The following is a 20,764-nucleotide window of genomic DNA, read 5'->3' on the forward strand; positions in this document are numbered from 1 at the left end:
TTCCCATGTCCGACGAGATACTCGTCAGCGTCGACGCCGTCAGCAAGAGCTTCACCGGGGCCGCGGGCGACGAGCTGCGCGTCCTGGACGACATCAGCCTCGACCTGCGCGTGGGCGAGATCGTCGCGCTGCTCGGCAGGTCCGGGTCGGGCAAGTCCACCCTGCTGCGCACCATCGCCGGGCTCATCGCGCCCACGTCCGGGAGCGTCCGCTACCGCGGCCAGGAGCTCAACGGCGCCAACCCGGGGGTCGCGATGGTGTTCCAGTCCTTCGCGCTGATGCCGTGGCTCACCGTGCAGGACAACGTCGAGCTCGGCCTGGCCGCCCGGGGGGTCGCCCCCGTGACGCGCCGCGAACGCGCGTTGGAAGCGATCGACCTGATCGGGCTGGACGGCTTCGAATCCGCCTACCCCAAGGAACTCTCCGGCGGCATGCGCCAGCGAGTCGGGTTCGCGCGCGCACTCGTGCTCGAACCCGACCTGCTGCTGATGGACGAACCGTTCTCCGCGCTGGACGTCCTCACCGCCGAGAACCTGCGCACCGAGCTGACGTCCTTATGGACCGGGCGGCAGTTCCCCACCAAGGGCATCTGCATAGTCACGCACAACATCGAAGAAGCCGTCCTGCTCGCGGACCGCGTTGTCGTACTGGGCGCCAATCCCGGTCGCATCCGTGCCGAAGTCCCGGTCGACCTCGAACGCCCCCGCGACCGCCGCTCCGCCGCCTTCGCGGCGCTGGTCGACCGGCTCTACGACCTGCTCACGGGCCGCGAACCGGACGCCCACCTGGCCGAGCCCGCTACCGCGACGCCTACCGCCCAGCCGCTGCCCATCGCCTCGGTGGGCGGGCTCGCCGGACTCGTCGAAATCGTCTACGCCCAAGGCGGCCGCGTCGACCTACCCGGTCTCGCCGCGGAACTGACCTTCGACATCGACGATCTGCTCCCGCTCGTCGACGCCGCGACCATGCTCGGTTTCGTCGAGGTCGCCGGTGGCGACCTCACCCTGACCGCTGTCGGGAAGGACTTCACCACCGCGGACATCCAGCACAGCAAACGGCTCTTCGCCGAGCAGGTCAGGCACCGGGCACCGCTCGTGCGCACCATCTGCAGCGCACTGGCCGCGAGCGCCGACGGGAACCTGCGCGCGGGGTTCTTCCTCGATCCGCTCCGCCGAGGTTTCTCCACCTCCGACGCCCAGCAGCAACTCGACACCGCGATCGACTGGGGCCGTTACGCCGAACTGTTCGACTACGACACCGACAGCGACCAGATCACCACCGACGCGTCCTGAGTCCGAGGTAGACGGGATCTGCGGGAAACGACGTCATGCCGGGTACAGGGCGGCAACGCCGCCGGCCAGGCCCGCTTGGACTTTGCGGCTCTGCTCGTCGGCGACAATCTCGACCTCTCCGTCCTCGACGGCGTCGAGCGCGAGCTTCGCGATGGTCGCCGGGTCGTTCTTCGGGGCGTCGACGTGGCTGATCATGTCGGTGTCCATGAAGCCGACGTGCAGGGCGCTGACCTGAGTGCCCTGGCCGGCCAGTTCGGTGCGCAGCGCGTTGGTGAGCGACCAGGCGGCCGACTTCGCCGCTGAGTACGCGCTGTAGTCCGGGTAGGTGACCCACGACAGCACGGACAGGACGTTCAGGATCGCGCTGCTGTCGTGCTCGGCCAGTTGCGGCGTGAACGCCCTGCTCACAGCCAGGGTCCCGAAGTAGTGGGTCTCCATCTCGAGGCGGATGTCGTCCATCGAACCCTTCGTCACCGACGCGCCGGTGTACGAACCCGCGTTGTTGATCACCAGCGAGACCCCTGAAGTGGCCTTCGCCGCAGCGGCGACGGAGTCGGGATCGGTGACGTCGAGAGCGATCGGGATTGCACCGGGGAGGTCGACCGAATCAGGGTTGCGGGCACCGGCGTACACGGTGACACCGCGTTCGAGCAGCTGCTGGGCGAAGTGTCGCCCCAGGCCGCGGTTGGCTCCCGTGACGAGAGCGGTGGCTCCGGCCAGTTTCATGGCGTTCTCCTCGGCAGGTCTGACTTGGAGTTTCCAACTCAACTACGGCTGAAGCTAGCATTCTAAGTTGGAAACCACAAGTCAGAGTATGATGGACGCTATGGCGACTCCGAAACTGACCGATTCCAGTTGCTCGGTGGCACGCAGCCTGGGCGTGCTCGGTGAGCGCTGGACGTTCCTCATCCTGCGTGACGCGCTGGCCGGAACGACCAGGTTCGCGCAGTTCCAGAAGTCGCTGGGGGTCGCCCCCGACGTGCTCGCCGCGCGGTTGACCACGCTCGTCGAGTACGGCGTCATGACGCGCGAGCCCTACCAGGAACCCGGCAGCCGGCCGCGTGACGCTTACCACCTGACCGAAGCGGGCCGCGAACTGCACGTCGCGCTCGGCTCACTGCAGCAGTGGGGCGACAAGTACCTGCCGTGGCCGGCCGGGCCCACCATCGAACGGCGTGTCCGCGACACCGACCGCCCGGTCCACGTCGGCTTCATCGACGAAGACGGCCGCGAGGTCTCCCCCGACGACGTCGAGGCGCTCCGGACGGCGTCCTACCCGGTCTGACCGCTCGGGGTCCGGCTGTTCGGGGTGAGTCTGCCGTGCGCGGCCAGGATGCCCGTGATCACCAGTACCGCCCCGACCGGTTGGTTCCAGCTCAGTGGCTCTTCGAGCACCAGGATGCCCAGCACCACACCGACGATCGGCGTCACGTAGGTCACCGCGGCGCCGTTGGCCGCGCCCCAGGCGCCCACGACGTTGGTGTTCCAGATGTAGGCCAACCCCGTACAGACAGCGCCGAGCACGATCATGCTCACCACGACCGACGGCGTCAGCCGCAGCGCGCTACCCGCGATCCACGGAGTGGCCACCACCATCACGACGGCGCCACTGGTGACCTGAACGAACGCGACCGTCAACGCCGGCACCTCACGGGGGGAAACGAACTTGCGCAGGTACGCGAACGCCACGCCGTAGCAGGTCGTCGCCCCGAGGCAGGCCAACTGCGGGGCCAGGCCGCTGCCCGGGTCGATCGACCACGGGCCGATGATCAGCAACACCCCGGCAAAACCCAGGCCCAGCCCGATCCCCCGGTCGCGGGTGATCCGCTCGGCGTGGAGCGCCGCTGCCGCGAACACCATCGTCGTCAGCGGCGTGGTGCCGTTGTAGATGCTCGCCAGCCCGGACGAGATGTGTTGCTCGGCCCAGGAGAACAGCAGGAACGGGACCACGCACAGCATCAGTGCGACCACCGCGCAGTGCCCCCACAGCACCGGATCCCGGGGCACCGGCCGACGTGTCAGCACCATGATCAGCCCCAGCGTCAACGCCCCGAACACCAGCCGAGACCACACCACCTGCGCCGGCGAGAGCCCTTCGAGCCCGATCTTGATGAACAGGAAGCTCGCCCCCCACGCCAGTGCCAGCAGGCCGAACTGCACAACGACGTCGAACCGGGGTTTTCCGCTCTGCACAAGGACAGTCAATCCGCCGACGGGACGAGATGCCAGCGAGTTTCGGACAGGGCCCTCGCCTTTTCGGCGAACTGGTGACGGTAACGCCGAGGGTGATCCACGCGACCTGAAAGGAGCAGTTCCGAGAGAGGACACCATGACACACGTCGAGCGAGTGGGCCAAAGATCGCAGCCCGTACCCCCGGTTGCCTTGATCGTGGCGCGCTTGATGGTCCCGTTGGGCCTCGTACTCACCTACTGGGCGTTCCGCTTGCCGATGTTCATGTCACCCCACACGCACGCGCATGTACGGCTCGAACTGTTCGTCGCACTCGCCTGCACCCTCATCGGCGCGTGTGTGGCAGGCACATCGCTCGTCAAGCAATACCGGCGGCTCGTCGAAGACTGATCAGCACCCGAGACTCGCGTTGTCGGACTCCGTCTGCAAACTCTCGACCAGTCGTAGCACGATCCGCCGGGGCGGCTGGATGAGCACAGCGCTCACGACGACTATCGCCGCGATCGTCACAAAACTGATGATGTTGGAGACGTCGATGGCGTGGGGGATCTCGGCATCCGTGACGGAGACGAGGAACCACCACCTGACGATGGCGCCGACCACCATGATCAGCCCGAGCGAAGCCGTCAGCAGCCGCTGCCACAGGCGATACCTGGGGTCGTTCCGCCACGCGAGCTCGAACGCCTTTTCGCGTGTCGGATCTCCGAAGCCGGCCATCGAGGACGTGCTCGCATGGGTGAGCGGCATCCGAGAGAACAGGGTACTCAGGCAAAACACACCGGCGATGAGGAAATACGCCGGTTCACGAAGAGCCGCGATGCGAGCATTCTGCGTCGTCAGCGTAAGGACGATCGTCACGGCGAGTTCGCAGAGCACCAGCAGCCCGATCATGTCCACCCGCGCGCGGCGGACGGTCACCACCACGGTGATGATGCCGACGGCGAGCCCCGGCGCGAGGAGCGCCCAGAAGACCCCGACCCCGAAGGCGCGCAAGAGGTAGTAGAGCCCCAAGGAAAGTGCGACCTCCAGCAGAGCCGGCAGCAAACCACCGGCCTGCGGCCGTTTCTGGTCAGACATGGGCCTTCCAAGTGAGGGTTCCGGCGACGATGTCTTCCGATACCCCGCGCACCCAGTCCAGTTCCGCCGCGGTGACCGCCTGGATGTACTCATGCTCGAGGAGGTGCAGCCGGGGAACCCCGTACTCCTCCGAGGCGGTGATCACCGCACGCGCCGCGGCGAGCCGTTGGCGCAGCCCCTCGGCCCGTTTGTCCAACTGCAGTCGCACCTCCTGCGAGTCGAGCAGATGCAGGAACGACACGACCGCAGGGAACAGTGGAAACTCCGGAGCCGCATTCGCGACGCTGTCTCGCAAGCCGGCCAGCAACGCGTCGCGGCCTTGCTCAGCCAGCTCGTAGACCGTTCTCTCGGGGTGGCGCGTGTCGCGCTCGACGGCGAGGACCTGGATCAGCCCGTCCCGGACCAGCCGCTCGAGCGCCGAATGGAGTCCCGACCGGTTGCGCACGTTGACCACCATGTCCACGCCGCGTTCCTTGATCAATTGCTGCATCCGATAGGCGTGCATCGGTTCCTCGGCCAGCAGCGCCAACACTGCGATCGAGACAGGGGAAAGGTGCCCTCGAAGTGTCATAGTACGTACCGTACTAGCACGTTACGTACTATGCAACCGACGGCTCCGGTCCTTTAAACTGTCGCGACCAGTAGCTCCTCCCCGCTGGCCGGACGAAGGCCGTCGGTCCGGTCCGCGAAGTAGCGCTCGGCGAGATCGGCCGCCGACACGTGCCGGATGTCTCGAAAACCTGTCTCCCTGGCCAGGTCCACCATCTGGTCCGGGGTGAAGTAGCTGAGGAACGGCGTCCCGGACGCTTGCGCACCTCGCGCCGCGCCCTCCATGGCGGGGCGCAGCTCCGGGTCGACGAGTTCCGGCGGCAGGATGAACGTCATGGCCAGCGTCGAACCCGGGGCGAGTGCCATGATCTGGCGCAACGTTTCCATGATCGCGTCCCTGGTCAGGTACATGCTGACGCCCGCGGAAGCCACGACCGCCGGGCGTCCCGCATCGAAACCCGCGCTCACCAGCCGTTTCCACCAGGACCCATCGGTCTCGAAGTCGACCGGTACGAGCCGCAGCCACTCCGGGATGCCGAGGCCGAGTTCGATCAGCCGCTCACGCTTCCAGGCCTGAGGACCAGGCTGGTCGACCTCGAACACCCGCAGGCCGGCCGCGATTTCCGGCCTGCGCTGGGCAAAGGTGTCCAGACCGGCGCCGAGGATGACGTACTGGCCGACGCCACCGGAGGCCTCCTCGACAACCAGGTCTTCGATGACGCGAGCCCGCGCCACCATGGATGCACGGAACAGCCTCGTGCCTTGCTGGTCCATGTCCGGACGGCTGCGCCAGCCGTCATCCGGGGCCACCAGGCGCAGCCCGATCTCGTCGTCGAGTACGTGCGGCGGCGGATCGACCTGGACGTGCATGGCCCGCCACAAAGCAGTTCGCACAGCCGTGCTGTCGGGCTCGGCGGCTCCGTTTTCGTCCATGACAGTCGGCTCCTGTTCAGTTCTTGAGCGGGGCCTGGAGGTTCCAGATGCGCCCGTCGGGGTCGCGAACAGTCATTTCCCTGGTCCCGTAGTGCGTTTCCTCGAACGGCGTGACGACCTCGACGATCGGATCGGCACTGAACGCGTCCGCGTCGGGCACCTTCAGCACGAGCCGCGCCTGAGGTTCCTCGTTTTCGGGAATCTCGGCGATGAAGAGCGGTGGACTGTCACCGTTGCTGAGCCGCCCGGAGTTGTGGTCGGTCTCGAACTCGAGCTTGTAGCCCAGAGCCAGGAAGAACTTGGCCGACTTGCCCCAGTTGTGGGTTCCCAGGAAAACCGCCTCGATGCCTTCGGTTGCCATGTCAGGTCTCCTTTTCGGACTGCCGTTGCCGGTGGATGTCGTCGAGGTAGGCGCGCAGCGCTTCGGCGACCAATGCGGAGAGCGACATCTCCGACTCGACGGCGTGATGCTTGACCTGTCTGATCAGCCCCACCGGCAAGTACACGTTGAACTGCTTGACGTCCTCGTCGCCCATAACCTGAAAATAGCATGCTAGCAAGCTAGACTGCAACCACTTCGACGATCACCGAGCGACGGTCGCCCCGCCGAGCTCGACCGGCTCGCGAGGTTGTGCGCGGCGACCGGCGATCGACTCAGCGCGGCCGCTGGAGCGAGGAGTCTCCGGCATCGAGCGACTGCTGACCGGCACCCAGTTCGGCAAGGTCGGCTTCACCTGCCGAACGGGAACGGACAGGAACGGACAGGAAAGCGGACAGAATCCCCGATTGGACTGGACCACTGTTGAACCGGCGCTGACCAGCGTGTTACATGAAGCGTCCCCCACCCCGACGAAGTTGGTGGCACGTGAACGGCATCGCCGCACAGTCCTCGAATCCACGACGTCTCATCGCCGCGCTGGCGGCGCTGGTGGCCGCGGCCGCGCTGGTGGTGACCATGCCGACAGCGACGCCGGCACGGGCCGCCGACAACGGCGCGGCCCTCGCTCCGCAGATGGGCTGGAGCAGTTGGAGCTTCGTCCGTAAAGGCCCGACCGAAGCCACCATCGAGGCTCAGGCGAAGGCTATGCACGACAGCGGGCTGGTCGCCCACGGCTACGGCTATCTCAATATCGACGACTTCTTCTACCTCAACCCGGCCACCACCGTCGACGCCTACGGACGTTGGGTCATCGACACCTCGAAGTTCCCCCACGGGATGAGCGCGGTCGGCGACTATGTGCACGGCCAGGGCGAGAAGTTCGGCATGTACCTGACGCCGGGCATCTCCGTGGCGGCCTACCAACAGAACACGCCGATCGAGGGCACCGCCTTCCACGCGCGCGACATCGTGTCCAGCACCACCGGCTACGAGGCGAACTACAACTTCGGCAACGGCGCGATGTACTTCATCGACTACACCAAAAACCCCGCTGCCGCACAGGCTTTCCTCAACTCGTGGGCCAACCAGCTCGCGAGTTGGGGCGTCGACTACATCAAGCTCGACGGCGTCGGGGACGGCGACATCGGCGACGTGCAGCACTGGTCGCAAGCCCTGCGGCAGACTGGCCGGACGATCCACTTCGAGCTGTCGAACTCGCTCGACCTCGCCAACGGCGCCCTCTGGCGGCAATACTCGAACGGCTGGCGCGTCGACGGCGACATCGAGTGCTACTGCTCGTCGACGTCGTTTCCCCTTACGAACTGGAACAACATCGCCGCGCGCTTCACCGACGCACCGGCGTGGGCCAAGTATGCGGGTGCGGGCGGTTGGAACGACCTGGACTCGGTCGAACTCGGGAACGGCAGCAACGACGGGCTGACCCAGGACGAACGCCAGACGCAGATGACGCTGTGGGCGGCGTCTGCCGCACCGTTGGTGCTCGGCAGCGACCTGACCCATCTCGACGCCTATGACGTCGGGCTGCTGACGAACGACGAGGTCATCGCCACCGACCAGCGCGGACACGCGGCGCGTCCGGTGGACCGGACCACCCAGCAGCAGGTATGGGCCACGCCCAACGGCGACGGCAGCTACACCGTGGCGCTGTTCAACCTGTCGAACAGCGCGTCGACGGTCAAGGCGAACTGGGTGGACGTCGGTTTCGGCGGCACGGCGACCGCGCGCGACCTGTGGAGCCACACCGACCTCGGCTCGTTCCCGAACAGCTTCTCGGCGACGCTGGCGCCGCACGCGTCGCGCCTGCTGCGGGTCACCCCGGCTGCCGGTTCCCACTACACAGGGCTGCACTACGCGATCGTCAACTCGGCCACGGGCAAGTATCTCGACGTGACCGGCGGCTCGACGGCGGACGGCGCCGGGATCGCACAGTCCTCGGCCGGTACGTCGGCGAGCCAGCGCTGGCAATTGACGTCGACCGGCGATGGGTATTACAAGATCGTCAACGTCGGCAGCGGGAAGGTGCTCGACGTCCCCGGCGCGACCACAACGTCCGGCACGCAACTGGTCCAGTCCGCCGACAACAGCCGCGCGGACGCGCAGTGGCGGGTGAACACGGCCGGCTCCGGCGCGTACACCTTCGCCGCTCGCTCGGACGGGCAGAACGCCGACGTCGCCGGCGCGTCCACCGCCGACGGCGCACCCGTGGTCCAGTCCTCGGCAGGGAGCGCGACGAGCCAGCAATGGCGGCTCGTGCCCGACCCCGACCCGAACACGACCTACCGCCTGGTCAACGCCAGTAGCGGAGGGCGCCTGGACGTCGACAACGACTCGACGGCCAACGGCGCGAAAATCGTGCAGTGGCAGGACAACGGCCGCACCGACCAGCAGTGGCACGTGCGGTCGGCCGGCAATGGCTACGACACCGTGACCAACGTCAACAGCGGCAAGCTGCTGAACATCCCCGGCCCGACTACGACCAACGGGACCCAGCTGATCCAGTTCTCCGATGACGGCGGGGCGAACTCCCGCTGGCAACTCGTCGACGCGGGACCCAACCAGATCCAGCTGAAGAGCCAGTACGACGGTCAAGTAGTCGACGAGACCAACAACTCTCTGGCCAACGGCGCCGCGATCATCCAATGGCCGGCGAACAACGGCGACAACCAGCGCTGGATCCTCACCCCCACCGCCTGACCCGTCAGCAACTCGCCGCCGACTTGCACGCTCGCAACTCGGCGGCGAGTCGCTGTGTCGGGGGGCGGTGATCACGTCAGCGTGCCGCAGCGGAACCGTCACAGGATCGGCTGGGAGACTGGGAAGGAAATGAGTCCAGCGATCGATGTTTCCGGGATCGAAGACCCGCGGACCGGATCGCCGGTCACGTCGTGCGGACGCCGACGGTGCCGAGCCCGGGACTGTCCGAGCTCCTCGGCGTGCCCGTGACCGCCAAGCTGGAACTGCTGCAGCGCGGCTCGTCGTTCACGGCTCGGTCTGATCTCCGGCGTCGCCGCGGCGCTGCGCTCCCGGCGGCGGACGTGCGCGTGTGGGGCGTGGAAACCGAAGGCGCACAGGCTATGCCCGAAGCGCTGTCGGCCGGTGGCCCGGTGCCGGTCGAGCTGACGTCGATCGTTTCCACGCTCAGTGCCCCAGCGTTTCACAGCTGACCTACGACCACGTATCCACGCTAGTCACCGAAGTGCTCGTGGTGTCCGACGCGGAAGCCGTCCAGGGCACGCTCGACCTAGCCGACTACGCGAAGGTGTGGGCCGAACCCGCCTGGCGGCTGCCACCTGCCCGCCGCCAGGCGGGTGCTCGACCGAGTCGGATACCAAGCGAGTCTAGGTCTGGTGCTGTGCGGCGGGAACGCGACGACCGGCGACATGACGGCCTGGGCGAAGCGGTTCGGCCTCGGTTAGTACCGCTGGTCCAGGTAGCCGGTGGCGACCCGGTCGTCGATGCGGCGCGGCACCGGCACGACACAGCTGCTCGCATCGACGGTCCCGCACGCGACGGCTTCGAGGCACCTCGCCTGCAACGCGAACCCCAAGTCCATCGACTCGATCGAGTTGCCGATCGGCCTGGGCCCGGCGAGGTTGAACATGTGTCCCCGCGAGAACACATGGACGCGCCTGCCGTCGGCGAGTTCCACGGTCAGCAAGTCGTCGGTGTATTCGTGCCTGGCCACGACGTCCGGGTGGCCGAGGATGCCCTCGACGTCGATCTCGACCGGGAAGTGCCCGGCGTTCGCCAGAATCACGCCGTCCCTCAGCAGCGGTAGGTCCGCCGCCGTAACGACGTTCCGGCCGCCGGTCACCGTGATGACGACGTCGGCGTTCGCAAGCGCCGTTTCCCGCGCGGGTGCGGCGAAGCCGTCCAGGTGCGCGCGGAGCCGTTGCACCGGGTCGACGTCCACGACGGACACCCGGGCGTACGCCCCGCGGAAGTTCGCCGCGACACCGCGGCCGCAAGCGCCGTAACCGAAGACGGTGACGCGCTCGCCGTTGGTGGACCGGTTCGTCAAGCGCAGGAACGACTCGAGCGTGCTCTGGCCGACAGCATGTTCGTTTTCGGCGAACTGCTTGATGGGACTGTCGTTGATGACGAGTACCGGCACGCCGAGCGCGTCACGCAACGGCTCGAGCCGCATGCGACCGGACGTCGTCTCCTCCGTGCCACCCAGTAGGCCGGGATAAGGCTTTTCGAGGTACTTCGCGAACAGATCGCCGCCGTTGTCGAGGATGAGATCCGGCTCCGCGGCCAGCACCTCGTCGAGGTACCGGCCGTGGACGTCCGCGTCCTTGGTCACTGATCCGACCACCGTGATCCCCTCCGCCCGCAGGACGTCGACAGCTTCGGCCTGGGTGGTATTGAGGTTCCCGGTGGCGACGACTTTTGCGCCGCCATCTCGGAGCGTGAGAAGCAGCGCGACGGTTTTGGCCTCGATGTGGATGCCCGTCCCGATCGTCAGCCCCTCGAAAGGACGCGTCCCGGCGTACTCCGCCGAGATGCTCCGCAGCAGGCGACAGTGCTCCCGCGCCCAGTCGATCCGTGTAGCCAACACTGACACGAGAAGATCCTTCCCAACGAAGTCGTACGTACCGCGTCATACGTACCAAGTCATACGTATGACGTCACGTTAACCGCGGTACGGTGTGGCAGTCAATAGACGGAAGGAAGGCGATGACGTCGCGGAAGCAAGGCCAGCCCAAGGCTGTGACCAGCGTCGATGTCGCCGACGCGGCTGGGGTGTCCCAATCCACGGTGTCGCTGGTCATCTCGGGCAAGACGTCCGGGCGCGTGTCGGCGAAAACCCAGCGACTGGTCATCGACACCGCCGCGCGCCTGGGCTACCGACCCAACGTTTCCGCGCAGGTACTGCGCGGCGGCCGCCCGCACGTGATCGCGCTCGCGGTGCCGAACGTGCGGCACGAGTACTTCGGCCGGGTGCTCGTCGCCGCCGAACAGGCCGCCCGCGCCGAGGACATGGCCGTCGTGCTGGTCGACACCGCCGCCGGCCCCGAATGGGCGGACCGCGCGATCGCGATGATCAAGACGCGCCTGCTCGCGGGCGTCATCGTCTACGCCGAGGACACCGAAATCACCGCCGGCCTGGCCGACGCCACCGACAACCTCGTGGTCGTCGAATGCCCGACGACACCGATCCGGCCGTCGCTCGAAATCGACATAGGTGACGGGATGCGGCAGGTCGTCGAGCACCTGTACGGGCTCGGCCACCGCGACATCGGGCACGCCCGAGCGGACCTCGACCGGGAAACCTTCCGAGTGAGGGAAAGCCGGTTGATCGACGAACTCGCCGCGCACGGCATCGACTTCCAGCCTTCGTGGCAGTTCGCGTCCAGCTTCGACCTTCACGAGTCGACAGCCGCCGCAGTCGACTTCCTGCGCGACACCAGTGTCACCGCTGTGTTCTGCGACGACGACTTGCTCGCAGCCAGCCTCTACCGTGCGTGCCGCATCCTGGGCCGCGACATCCCCGGAGACCTGTCGATCGTCGGCTTCAACGACATCGACCTCGCCAGCTATCTCACGCCCGAGCTGACGTCGGTGTCCATTCCCGCCGCTGAACTCGGTGCGGCCGCTGTGCGCGCGCTCGTCGGCCGCATCAACGGCGAACCGGGCCGATCATCGACACTCCCGCTTACCCTGATCGTCCGCGGCTCGACCGCCGAGCATCAGGCTGCGCCCATATCGGCCGACAGCCAGTGCACCGGTTCCAGGTAGATCGACACCTGCGCACCGAGCTCGACCTTGGCGAACTCCATGTACCCCTCAGCCTTGTCCTCGGGCAGGTAGCCACGGCTCATCTCCCACAACTGCTCATCGGTGGCAGGCACGATCCGGGCGACCGGCCCCTCGACCGAGACGTATCGGACGGTCGGTTCGAGCCGCTCCGCCATCAGACTGAACCGACCCGCCGCCTCGATCAACCGCGCCTTGCGGGACGACGCCGACGTGACCACCCACGGCTCACCACCAGGCGCGTACCGGTACCAGATCGGCACGTTCAGCGGCCCGCGATCAGGGCCGTCGGAAACGGCGAGCGCCGCGATGCGTGGCTCGGCAAGAAACCGTTCTCTCTCCTCCACTGACAACGACATGATCCGAAACTAGCGAAGGGCACCGACAATTTTGCTCCGGCGCTGTCCGATCGGGTCGGATTTCCAGTTGTCCCGGCAGACTTTCCACCGGACACAAGGGATAACGGCGCCGTCGGTGCATCACTCGTCGACCGGTTCCGCCCTCGCCCATGACCTGCACTCTCCCAGATCGACTGCTGATGATCACCTGCTTTGCGCTGCGACACCTTGACCGAGAAGTACCGGGCAGCACCAGGTTGCACGCGCTGGAGCGGCAGGCGGAAGTCAGTCGGTGAGCTGCCGGACGAGGCGCTTGAGGTCGGCGATGATGTCCACGGTCGGATCGCGCAGCCACTGCACCTGCAGTCCTTCGGCCGCGGCCACCATGACGCGGGCCTTCCACGGTCCTCGGCGTCGAAGAGCTTCCTGAGCAGGTCAACGATGAACTTGGTCCGAGCCTGCATGAACGCGTGCGCGGGGTGTTCGGGGGACGCCGGCGCCGCGGTCATGTCGACGAGGAGTTTGACCAGTCCCGGGGTCTGCGTGGCACGTCCGAGCAGCGCCCAGACGCCGTCGACGGTCTCGATGTCGAATGCGGCCGCATCGGCGCGGTCACGCGCAGCGAGCACTTCGACCAGCAGCTCGTCCTTGCTGTCGAAGTAGTGCAGGACGCCGGCCTCCGTCAATCCGACGCTGTCAGCGATGTTCCGCAAGGACGGCCCTTGACGACCGGAGCTGGCGTAGGCGTCGAGCGCGGCAGCCAGGATCCGGGCACGCCGTTCCGACCCTTCGCGTAGGGGCCGCGTTTCGAGTCGGTAGCCATAGCGGATCAAGCGTACCTGCGCGTGGAGCCACCAGCGGCCGGGCGACGTCGCCCGGCCGCCGCTGTCGTCGAGGGTGACCGGTCAGGCCCACTGCACGACGTCGGCGTGGTCCAACCGGGGAAGCCGGTCGAACCAGGGGTTTTCACCCGGGTGGCCGATGTTGACGACCAGGAACGACCGGAATCGGCCGTCGGGGAAGAACTCGGCGTCGAGACCGGCTTTGTCGAATCCGGCCATCGGACCGGCTGCGAGGCCCTGCGCGCGGACGGCGAGAATGAAGTAGCCGGCCTGCAGCGTCGCATTGAATTCCCCGGTACCGGTCCGCATGTCTTCGTCGGCATCGAAGACGTCTTTCAGTTCCGGCCGGAACGGCAGCACGGTGGGAATGTGCTCGTGGAACTCGGTGTCGACGGCGAGCACCGCGACGGCCGGGGAGGCCGCGGTCTTGGCCTTGTTGCCATCCGCCATGTGCTCGAGGAGTCGGTCGCGGCCCGCGCCCGCCCGGACGTACAGCACGCGGAGCGGCTGGGTGTTGGCCGCGGTCGGCGCCCATTTCGCGAGGTCCCAGATCGCGGTCAGGTCAGCGTCTGTGACCGGAGTCGGCGCGAAGCTGTTGGCGGTGCGCGCGTCGGTGAACAGCACCGCGCGCCCGGCGTCGTCCAGCCGGTCGAGCTTCAGGTCTTCCACGGCGTCCGTCATGACTCTTCCTTCAGTTGCAACTATTATAAAACTAGCGACATCTTCGAAGATATCACGCATCAACTTCTTCAACCATGGCGACTTTGAAAAAACTAGCCCCAGGTGCAAACCTAGCTTGCAGGTATGCTGGGTTTATGGAGACCAGGATTGAGCCGGATCACGAGGTCGAGGCCTGTGACAAGGCGTTGGCTCGCGCGTTCGGCTTCCTGGGCAAGCGCTGGAACGGCGTATTGCTGGGAGCTCTCATGCAGAGCCAGGCGGGCTTCGCTGACCTGAAACGGGCGGTCGGCGGGATCAGCGACTCGGTCTTGTCGGAACGACTGTCCGAGCTGGTCAAGGCTGACCTCGTACAGCGCACCGTCGAAGCGGGGCCGCCGATTGCGGTGCGTTATGAGCTGACGGCGTCCGGAAAGGCCCTGCTCCCGGCGCTCAACGAACTCACGACCTGGGCCAGGGACAACCTGCCCGAGTCGCAGTGCCGCAACCACTGACCCAGCGGACGCCGGCCCAGGCGGTCGAGTATCAGCTCACAACCGGCATTGCCTGGGCAAGGCGGTCGACAAATCGATGCGCTGCCGCGGACAGCGGGTATTCGTGCCGCAAGTGCATCGCCACCTTCCTGGTGACCACCGGTCCGACCAGCGGGCGGGTGACGAACCGGGTGAACGACAGCAGCGGCAGGACAAGTTCGGGCATCGCGCTGACGCCGAGCCCGGCCGCCACCATGCCGCCGGCGGTGGCAATAGTTCGGGTTTCCACCAGTGTTTCAGGCTCCGAGCCGGCTTGAGCGAACGCGAGATCGGTCAGCCGCCGCACGCTGCTGTCCGCACTCAACGCGACGAACGGTTCGGCAGCCAGCTCGGTCCAGGTGAGCTTGGCTCGCGCGGCCAGGTGGTGCCCTTCCGGCAGTACAGCGACAACCCGGTCTTCGAACAGCGGACGCAAGAGCAGACCGGTGGACGCCGGGCTGCTCTCGGTGACCGCGATGTCCGCCGTGCCAGAGCGGAGTTTCTCGAGCACCTCCCGCGTCGTCCCATCGACCAGATGCACCCTGACCTGGGGAAAGTCGGCCAGGAACCCAGCGACGACCGGCGGCAGAACTGCGGCCGCGATCGACGGCAGGGCGGCGATCGTGACATGGCCGCGCTCCCCGGCCCGGTAGTCGGCGAACCGGCGCAACCCGCTCTGGTAGCTGTCGAGGATGCCCTCGGCAATGTCGAGCAGTTCGGTGCCCGCATCGGTCAGGTCCACCGATCGAGTCGTTCTGCTCAGCAGGCTGACATCCAGTTTGCGCTCGATCTCGCCGATGCTTCTACTCACCACCGACTGGCTCAGCAGCAGTTCGCCGGCGGCCTGGGTGAACGAGCCGGTCCGGGCGACCCGGCAGAACACGGTCAACTGATGGAGAGTGAGATCCATACGCCAAGAGCATAACCGAGTGCATTATTGATAGTGGCAAAGCACAGGTCCTCCGGTCATGATGGTGGCAGGGAGTGATCATGAAGAAAGTAAGAATCGGCTCCGGCGCCGGCTTCGCGGACGACCGCATCGAACCCGCCGCCGAACTTGCCGAACACGGCAGGTTGGACTACCTCGTCTTCGAGTGCCTGGCCGAGCGGACAATCGCCCTGGCCCAGCTCGACCGCCTCCGCGATCCGGCCGCTGGATACAACGAATGGCTAGGCGACCGCATGGACGCCGTCCTGGACACGTGTGCCGCCCGCGGCATCAAGATCATCACCAATATGGGTGCGGCAAACCCGCTCGCCGCGGCCAGGCTGGTCGCGGACATCGCTCATCGCAAGGGCCTGACCGGGCTGAAGGTCGTCGCCGTGACGGGCGACGACATGCTCGACATCATCAAAGGCACCGATCTGCCGCTGCTCGAGCGCGAGGCGACGTTGTCCTCGCTCGGGGACACGGTCGTGTCGGCGAACGCCTACACCGGCTGCGAAGGTGTCGTCGCGGCCCTCGCGGGCGGAGCCGACATCGTGATCACCGGCCGCATCGCGGACCCGTCGCTCTACCTCGCGCCGCTCGTGCACGAGTTCGGCTGGGCTCACGACGACTGGGATCTGCTCGGCAAGGGCATCTGCGTCGGACACCTCTTGGAGTGCACCGGCCATGTCACCGGAGGCTACTTCGCGGACCCCGGCTACAAGGACGTCCCAGATCTTGCCCACCTCGGCTTTCCCATCGCCGAAGTCAGCGAAGACGGTTCGTTCACCGTCACGAAGGTCCCGGGCTCCGGCGGCCGGGTCACGGTCCGGACGTGCACCGAACAACTGCTGTACGAAGTACACGACCCTTCGGCCTATTTGTCCGCAGACGCCGTCGCCGACTTCTCGGGCGCTCAACTGACCCAAGTCGGCCCCGACGAAGTCGCCGTTTCCGGTATCACCGGCCGGGAGCGGCCGCCCACGCTGAAGGTGTCGGTCGGCTACGTCGACAGCTTCATCGGAGAGGGGCAGATCTCCTACACCGGCCCGAACGCGCTCGCTCGGGGCAAGCTCGCGCTCGACGTCGTCCGCGAACGGCTGGACTTCGTCGGCGTGCCGACGACCGAGACGCGGTTCGAGCTCATCGGCGTCGACGCGGCGCACCGGGGCGCGGGCAAGTCCACCGCCGAACCCGCCGAAGTGCGCGTCCGCGTGGTCGGCCGGACGGACAGCTTCGACCAGGCCAAGCGCGTCGGCCACGAGGTGACGTCGTTGTGGCTGAACGGTCCGGCCGGCGGCGGGGGCGCCACCCGCGAGACCCACCAGGTGGTGGCCATCCTGTCGGTTTTCGTTCCCCGCCGGCAGGTTTCTCTCAAGCTCACGGCCATGGAGGTCTGATGAGGCTGCACGAGCTCGCCCACAGCCGCACCGGGGACAAGGGCACGATCTCCGACATCTCCGTCGTCGCCTACCAACCCGGCGACTACGAGTTCCTCCGGCAGCACGTGACGGCCGGCCGCGTCCGCGAGCACTTCGCCGACATCGTCCACGGCCACGTCGAACGCTACGAACTCCCCCAGCTATCCGCGCTGAAGTTCGTCCTGCATGACGCGCTCGGCGGCGGGGTCACCCGCACTCTCAACCTCGACATCCACGGCAAGAGCCTTGGCTCCTCGTTACTGGAGATGGAACTGCCCGGCCGAACGGAGACATGATGACGACCAGGCCCACCGTGACCACCACCAGCGGCGACGTACGTGGCCGCGCCCAGCCGACCGGCGGTGCGCTGTTCGCGGGCATCCCGTTCGCCCAAGCGCCAGTCGGCGAGCTGCGACTCCGCCCGCCACAGCCGAACGCGTCGTGGGAGGGCGTGCGCGAGGCTTCCGAATTCCCGCCCTGCCCGCCCCAGCGCGGAACGGTTTCCCTGCCGGACAACGAATCTCTGTCCGCGCTGGGCCGGACCAGCGAGGACTGTCTTTACCTCAACATCTGGACGCCGGGGATCGAGGGGGCACGGCCGGTCATCGTCTGGATCTATGGTGGCGGGTTCGAGCTGGGATCCGCGTCGCCGCCGATGACCGACGCGGCGTCACTCGGTCGCCGGACGGGCGCCGTGGTCGTCGCGCTGAACTACCGGCTCGGCGCGCTCGGCTGGCTGCATCTCGCCGGCGTCGGCGGGCAGGAATGGGCCGACAGCAGCAATCTCGGCCTCCAGGACCAAATCGCGGGCCTGCACTGGGTCCAGGAGAACATCGAGGCCTTCGGCGGCGATCCCGGCAACGTCACCCTGGTCGGCGAGTCCGCCGGCGCGTTTTCCATCGGTGCGCTGCTCGCCGCGCCTTCGGCCGCCGGAACATTCCATCACGCGATCCTGAGCAGCGGCAGCACCGAACGCGTGTACAGCGCCAAGATCGCGGCGTCGATCGCCGATGATCTCTTTGCCGCGCTGCGTGTTTCCACTGTGGACGAATTTCGTTCCATGTCCGCGGAACGGATTCTCGAAGCTCAGGCAACCGTGATCGACTCGGACATCGGCCGGCGCAACCTCTCCGGCGGCCGAGCCTGGGGCGTAGTCCACGATGGAACCGTACTTCCGATCTTGCCCCAGCAGGCGGTGCGAGCGGGGTCCGCCAAGAACGTGTCTCTGCTGGTCAGCGCCAACCGCGACGAGATACGGATGTGGGAGCAGCTCCCCGGATTCGTCCCCTCGCACGACGACGAGCTCCTCGCCGAGATGCGGCGGACCGGCTTCAGCGAGCCCGACGCCCTCTTGTCCGCCTACCGCAAGCGCGACCCGGACGCGGGCCTTGCCCGGCTGCGCACCCGGTTCCTCACCGACGCGATCTACCGCATCCCGGCAAGTCGGCTGGCACAAGCGCAGGTCGACGCCGGGGGTAAGGCCTACGCCGCCTTGTTCAGCGGCCAACCGGCCGGACCGGAGGCCGGCACACCGCACGGCGCCGACGTCCCCTACTTCTTCGACCAGCTCAACGTCGCCGGCGCCGACACGCCGGAAAACGTCGCGATCGCGGACGACCTGCTCGACGCCTGGAGGCGCTTTGTCAGCACCGGCGACCCGGGCTGGCCCGTCTACGACGGCGGCGCCGGCTCGAACACCCGCGAGTTCGGCGGCTCCGGCAGTCTCGTCACCGAACCCGCTGACGACGAAGTCGCCGCCCTCTGGCGCGCCCAGGAGCGCTAGCTACCCGCACGGCCAAAGATGCTGGCATTGCGCAAGCGTCACTGCCGCGCCGTTCGTCACGCGTGCCAAGACCACGCGGAAGAACCTGAGGAGTTGGCTTGGGTGATCTCGCCGAAAATTCCGCGGGTTGGTCGAGGTGCACATCGCCCCGGCCCTCGCTGAGTGACAAACGCGCTGACGGACGCGTCGGTAGGATCACGGCATCACCCGATGGCGGGTCCGAACCCGGGAGAATCGCCCATGCTGAAGGCCTTCGCCGACCTCTCCACACCGCTGGTCGCCGATGCCTGCGTGCGGCTAGGCGTGCCACTGCGGCCCGCGCCACCCGGAATCTGCGCGGTCGCAGCGGGGCACCGGATAGCCGGCCGCGCGTTGCCGACGCGCCACTACGGAAGCGTGGATGTCTTCCTGGAGGCGTTCGGCAAGGCCGAGCAAGGTGACGTGCTCGTGGTCGACAACGGCGGACGAACTGACGAAGCCTGCGTCGGTGACCTGGCGGTGCTCGAGGCCGAGGCCTCCGGAGTCGCAGGCCTGGTGATCTGGGGGCTGCATCGCGACACCCCAGAACTCGTGGACATCGGGCTTCCCGTATTCAGCTACGGCAGCTATCCACCCGGCCCGACGCGACTGGACGAGCAGGAGCCCGAAGCGCTGAAGACAGCCAGGTTCGGGCCTCATATGGTCAGCCCCGAGGACGTCGTCTTCGGCGACGACGACGGCGTGCTGTTCGTCGCTGCCGAGCGCGTCGAAGAAGTGCTGGCGACCGCGCACCGCATCTGGGAGACCGAGCGGACACAGGCCGACCGGATCAAAGCGGGCGACACCTTGCGTCGACAGACCGCCTTTGACAACTACCTCACGCGTCGCGTCGCCGACCCCTCCTACACCTTCCGGCACCACCTCCGCCAGATCGGCGGGGCCATCGAGGAGTAGCACGGGGTTCGATCTCATCCCGGATGGCGTTTCAGCCGACTCAGCCGAGGCTGCTCTTGGCACCAGCAGCCATCAGCCGACGTCATGTCAACGACCTCGCGGCCCAGGCAGCAGAGCGCCATGCTCACAAAGTAGTGATGAGACCTCCGTCGATGACGAAGTCGGAACCGGTCACGTTCCCCGCGCGCCCGCTGGCCAGCAAGGTCACCAAGTCAGCGACTTCTTCGGCGCGCGTGAAGCGGCCGGTCGGAACACCCGCCGAAGCCTGTGCCACGACGTCGGTGGCCTGACCGCCGGCGGCTTTCGCGACAGTAGCCGCAACTCCGTCGTCACCTAGCCACAGCGCGGTCTCCACCGGCCCCGGACTGACTGTGTTGACGCGAATCCCGCGCGGGCCGAACTCCTTCGACAGCGATTTGGAGAAGTTGGTGAGCGCGCCTTTTGCCGCGCAGTAGTCGATAACCGTCGGATCCGGAAGGAACGAGTTCACCGAACTGACCGTGACGATGGTGGCAGGTGCACGCTCGAGCAGGTAAGGCAAGGCCGCACGGGTGGTCCGGACGGCCGAGAGGAAGTTGATCGTCAAAGTCCGCTCCCAGTCCTCATCAGTGATCGCGAGGAACCCGTCCACCCGGACGGTCACGCCGCCCACATTGTTGACCAGGATGTCGACACCACCGAACTGTCGGACCGCCTCCGCGACCAGCCCGGCAGGTCCGTCGGGGGTGCTCAGGTCGACCTCGACTGGATGCAGCGAACCCAGCGCGGAGAGATCGGACAACTCAGCGCCGTGTGAACGGGCTCCGGCGACGACATTCGCACCCTCGCTAAGCAGAGCGCGGGTGACGGCCAGTCCGATCCCCTTGCTCGCGCCAGTGACGACGGCAGTCTTGCCAGTCAGGTTCAGGTCCACGGGAAACTCCTGGTTCGGAAGTCGATTCGACGCCGAAAAGGCGCTCCGCATCAGCCTAGGGGAACGACTTTTGAACAGAACTTGCCCATCTCGGCCTGGCAAGCTGAGTTCCGCAGGCATCGAACCGAACCAGTGAGTAACGTCAGAACGCCCGGGCAGCGATGACACCTGCAAGCGATCAGAACGAGCCCAGGGTGAACAACTGTGACAACGC

At 66.9% G+C, this 20,764-nt stretch carries 23 protein-coding genes and 1 pseudogene; 11 read left to right on the forward strand and 13 right to left on the reverse strand.

Going from position 1 to position 20,764, the window contains the following annotated elements; genetic code table 11:
* The first annotated feature begins 5 nt into the window (after positions 1 to 5).
* On the forward strand, positions 6 to 1,292 hold the full coding sequence (locus JWQ81_RS33350) for a nitrate/sulfonate/bicarbonate ABC transporter ATP-binding protein (protein ID WP_297547771.1): 1,287 nt from the start codon (positions 6 to 8) through the stop codon (positions 1,290 to 1,292).
* Positions 1,293 to 1,325: 33 nt separating this feature from the next.
* On the opposite strand, the gene JWQ81_RS33355 is transcribed toward JWQ81_RS33350, so the two are convergent.
* Positions 1,326 to 2,018, reverse strand: coding sequence for an SDR family oxidoreductase (locus tag JWQ81_RS33355; protein WP_297547772.1), 693 nt, complete (start codon positions 2,016 to 2,018; stop codon positions 1,326 to 1,328).
* Between the two features lie 100 nt (positions 2,019 to 2,118).
* On the opposite strand from JWQ81_RS33355, the gene JWQ81_RS33360 reads away from it, so the two are divergent.
* Positions 2,119 to 2,577 (forward strand): helix-turn-helix domain-containing protein, encoded by a 459-nt coding sequence (locus JWQ81_RS33360; protein ID WP_297547773.1) that lies wholly within the window; start codon positions 2,119 to 2,121, stop codon positions 2,575 to 2,577.
* Here JWQ81_RS33360 and JWQ81_RS33365 read toward each other — a convergent pair.
* On the reverse strand, positions 2,565 to 3,497 hold the full coding sequence (locus JWQ81_RS33365) for a DMT family transporter (RefSeq protein WP_297547774.1): 933 nt from the start codon (positions 3,495 to 3,497) through the stop codon (positions 2,565 to 2,567). The two genes, JWQ81_RS33360 and JWQ81_RS33365, sit on opposite strands and share 13 nt — an antisense overlap.
* A 193-nt stretch (positions 3,498 to 3,690) precedes the next feature.
* Here JWQ81_RS33365 and JWQ81_RS33370 point away from each other — a divergent pair, with 193 nt between their 5' ends.
* Positions 3,691 to 3,873, forward strand: a complete 183-nt coding sequence (locus JWQ81_RS33370) for a hypothetical protein (protein WP_297547775.1) — start codon at positions 3,691 to 3,693, stop codon at positions 3,871 to 3,873.
* Here the strand turns inward: JWQ81_RS33370 and JWQ81_RS33375 are convergent, their stop codons facing one another.
* From JWQ81_RS33375 to JWQ81_RS33395, 5 genes are all read right to left on the reverse strand, one after another.
* Complete coding sequence (locus JWQ81_RS33375) at positions 3,874 to 4,560, reverse strand: VC0807 family protein (protein ID WP_297547776.1); 687 nt, start codon at positions 4,558 to 4,560, stop codon at positions 3,874 to 3,876.
* Positions 4,553 to 5,089, reverse strand: coding sequence for a helix-turn-helix transcriptional regulator (locus JWQ81_RS33380; RefSeq protein ID WP_297547777.1), 537 nt, complete (start codon positions 5,087 to 5,089; stop codon positions 4,553 to 4,555). Before JWQ81_RS33380 ends, JWQ81_RS33375 begins: the two co-directional genes overlap by 8 nt.
* Before the next feature lie 95 nt (positions 5,090 to 5,184).
* Positions 5,185 to 6,042 (reverse strand): class I SAM-dependent methyltransferase, encoded by an 858-nt coding sequence (locus JWQ81_RS33385; protein WP_297547778.1) that lies wholly within the window; start codon positions 6,040 to 6,042, stop codon positions 5,185 to 5,187.
* A gap of 16 nt (positions 6,043 to 6,058) precedes the next feature.
* The gene (locus JWQ81_RS33390) at positions 6,059 to 6,403 is read right to left on the reverse strand and encodes a VOC family protein (RefSeq protein ID WP_297547779.1); all 345 of its coding nucleotides are present in this window, start codon (positions 6,401 to 6,403) and stop codon (positions 6,059 to 6,061) included.
* A gap of 1 nt (position 6,404) precedes the next feature.
* Entirely contained in the window at positions 6,405 to 6,578 is a 174-nt protein-coding gene (locus JWQ81_RS33395; protein WP_297547780.1) for a CopG family transcriptional regulator, read from the reverse strand.
* Positions 6,579 to 6,907: 329 nt separating this feature from the next.
* Here JWQ81_RS33395 and JWQ81_RS33400 point away from each other — a divergent pair, with 329 nt between their 5' ends.
* Positions 6,908 to 9,136 (forward strand): alpha-galactosidase, encoded by a 2,229-nt coding sequence (locus tag JWQ81_RS33400; RefSeq protein ID WP_297547781.1) that lies wholly within the window; start codon positions 6,908 to 6,910, stop codon positions 9,134 to 9,136.
* Positions 9,137 to 9,327: 191 nt separating this feature from the next.
* Positions 9,328 to 9,606 (forward strand): hypothetical protein, encoded by a 279-nt coding sequence (locus JWQ81_RS33405; protein ID WP_297547782.1) that lies wholly within the window; start codon positions 9,328 to 9,330, stop codon positions 9,604 to 9,606.
* A 248-nt stretch (positions 9,607 to 9,854) separates the two neighbouring features.
* Here JWQ81_RS33405 and JWQ81_RS33410 read toward each other — a convergent pair whose 3' ends face one another.
* A complete protein-coding gene (locus JWQ81_RS33410) occupies positions 9,855 to 11,009 on the reverse strand; it encodes an adenosylhomocysteinase (protein ID WP_297547783.1) in 1,155 nt (384 codons plus the stop codon).
* Positions 11,010 to 11,122: 113 nt separating this feature from the next.
* Between JWQ81_RS33410 and JWQ81_RS33415 the strand changes: the two genes are divergently transcribed.
* Positions 11,123 to 12,184, forward strand: coding sequence for a LacI family DNA-binding transcriptional regulator (locus tag JWQ81_RS33415; RefSeq protein ID WP_297547784.1), 1,062 nt, complete (start codon positions 11,123 to 11,125; stop codon positions 12,182 to 12,184).
* Here JWQ81_RS33415 and JWQ81_RS33420 read toward each other — a convergent pair.
* The 3 genes and pseudogenes from JWQ81_RS33420 to JWQ81_RS33430 all read right to left on the reverse strand — a co-directional run bounded on the left by JWQ81_RS33420 (position 12,136) and on the right by JWQ81_RS33430 (position 14,063).
* Complete coding sequence (locus tag JWQ81_RS33420; RefSeq protein ID WP_297547785.1) at positions 12,136 to 12,561, reverse strand: pyridoxamine 5'-phosphate oxidase family protein; 426 nt, start codon at positions 12,559 to 12,561, stop codon at positions 12,136 to 12,138. The genes JWQ81_RS33415 and JWQ81_RS33420 overlap by 49 nt on opposite strands.
* Before the next feature lie 665 nt (positions 12,562 to 13,226).
* Positions 13,227 to 13,373: pseudogene (locus JWQ81_RS45155) on the reverse strand (hypothetical protein); the annotation flags it as partial.
* 72 nt (positions 13,374 to 13,445) lie between these two features.
* Positions 13,446 to 14,063 (reverse strand): malonic semialdehyde reductase, encoded by a 618-nt coding sequence (locus JWQ81_RS33430; protein ID WP_297547787.1) that lies wholly within the window; start codon positions 14,061 to 14,063, stop codon positions 13,446 to 13,448.
* Between the two features lie 134 nt (positions 14,064 to 14,197).
* On the opposite strand from JWQ81_RS33430, the gene JWQ81_RS33435 reads away from it, so the two are divergent.
* Positions 14,198 to 14,554: a helix-turn-helix domain-containing protein gene (locus JWQ81_RS33435; RefSeq protein ID WP_297547788.1), complete on the forward strand. Its 357-nt coding sequence runs from the start codon at positions 14,198 to 14,200 to the stop codon at positions 14,552 to 14,554.
* Between the two features lie 31 nt (positions 14,555 to 14,585).
* Here the strand turns inward: JWQ81_RS33435 and JWQ81_RS33440 are convergent, their stop codons facing one another.
* Positions 14,586 to 15,482 (reverse strand): LysR family transcriptional regulator, encoded by an 897-nt coding sequence (locus tag JWQ81_RS33440; RefSeq protein WP_297547789.1) that lies wholly within the window; start codon positions 15,480 to 15,482, stop codon positions 14,586 to 14,588.
* Positions 15,483 to 15,562: 80 nt separating this feature from the next.
* Between JWQ81_RS33440 and JWQ81_RS33445 the strand changes: the two genes are divergently transcribed.
* The 4 genes from JWQ81_RS33445 to JWQ81_RS33460 all read left to right on the forward strand — a co-directional run bounded on the left by JWQ81_RS33445 (position 15,563) and on the right by JWQ81_RS33460 (position 19,637).
* The gene (locus tag JWQ81_RS33445) at positions 15,563 to 16,900 is read left to right on the forward strand and encodes an acyclic terpene utilization AtuA family protein (protein ID WP_297547790.1); all 1,338 of its coding nucleotides are present in this window, start codon (positions 15,563 to 15,565) and stop codon (positions 16,898 to 16,900) included.
* Positions 16,900 to 17,217 (forward strand): hypothetical protein, encoded by a 318-nt coding sequence (locus JWQ81_RS33450; protein ID WP_297547791.1) that lies wholly within the window; start codon positions 16,900 to 16,902, stop codon positions 17,215 to 17,217. The genes JWQ81_RS33445 and JWQ81_RS33450 overlap by 1 nt, the downstream gene beginning before the upstream one ends.
* The gene (locus tag JWQ81_RS33455; protein ID WP_297547792.1) at positions 17,217 to 18,704 is read left to right on the forward strand and encodes a carboxylesterase family protein; all 1,488 of its coding nucleotides are present in this window, start codon (positions 17,217 to 17,219) and stop codon (positions 18,702 to 18,704) included. Before JWQ81_RS33450 ends, JWQ81_RS33455 begins: the two co-directional genes overlap by 1 nt.
* 240 nt (positions 18,705 to 18,944) lie before the next feature.
* Positions 18,945 to 19,637 carry an RraA family protein gene (locus JWQ81_RS33460; protein WP_297547793.1) on the forward strand — a complete coding sequence of 231 codons (693 nt, stop codon included), beginning with the start codon at positions 18,945 to 18,947 and terminating at the stop codon, positions 19,635 to 19,637.
* A gap of 124 nt (positions 19,638 to 19,761) precedes the next feature.
* Here JWQ81_RS33460 and JWQ81_RS33465 read toward each other — a convergent pair whose 3' ends face one another.
* A complete protein-coding gene (locus tag JWQ81_RS33465; RefSeq protein ID WP_297547794.1) occupies positions 19,762 to 20,550 on the reverse strand; it encodes an oxidoreductase in 789 nt (262 codons plus the stop codon).
* Between the last annotated feature and the right edge of the window lie 214 nt (positions 20,551 to 20,764).

This window comes from Amycolatopsis sp. (assembly GCF_025464955.1).
In the GTDB taxonomy this organism is placed as follows: Bacteria; Actinomycetota; Actinomycetes; order Mycobacteriales; family Pseudonocardiaceae; genus Amycolatopsis.